The sequence below is a fragment of the Streptomyces hilarionis genome, assembly GCF_024539675.1.
Classification (GTDB): domain Bacteria; phylum Actinomycetota; class Actinomycetes; order Streptomycetales; family Streptomycetaceae; genus Streptomyces; species Streptomyces hilarionis.
Genome location: NZ_JAHHIT010000945.1, coordinates 1 through 206, shown reverse-complemented (window position 1 = coordinate 206; position 206 = coordinate 1). Strand labels below are relative to the sequence as shown.

Below are 206 nucleotides of genomic sequence, written 5' to 3'. Positions count from 1 at the left end.
GCGGGTCTGTCGCCGGCCGAGGTGGACGTGGTGGAGGCGCACGGCACGGGCACCCGGCTCGGCGACCCGATCGAGGCGCAGGCGCTGCTCGCCACCTACGGCCGGTCCCGTCCGGACGGCCGGCCGTTGCTGCTGGGGTCGTTGAAGTCGAACATCGGTCACACGCAGGCCGCGGCGGGGGTGGCCGGGGTGATCAAGATGGTGAT

1 protein-coding gene is annotated in these 206 nt (G+C 73.3%); it reads left to right on the top strand.

The genetic code is table 11. The features are described from left to right. On the top strand, positions 1 to 206 hold a 206-nt coding region (locus tag KMS84_RS40860; RefSeq protein WP_368860729.1), incomplete at both ends, for a hypothetical protein.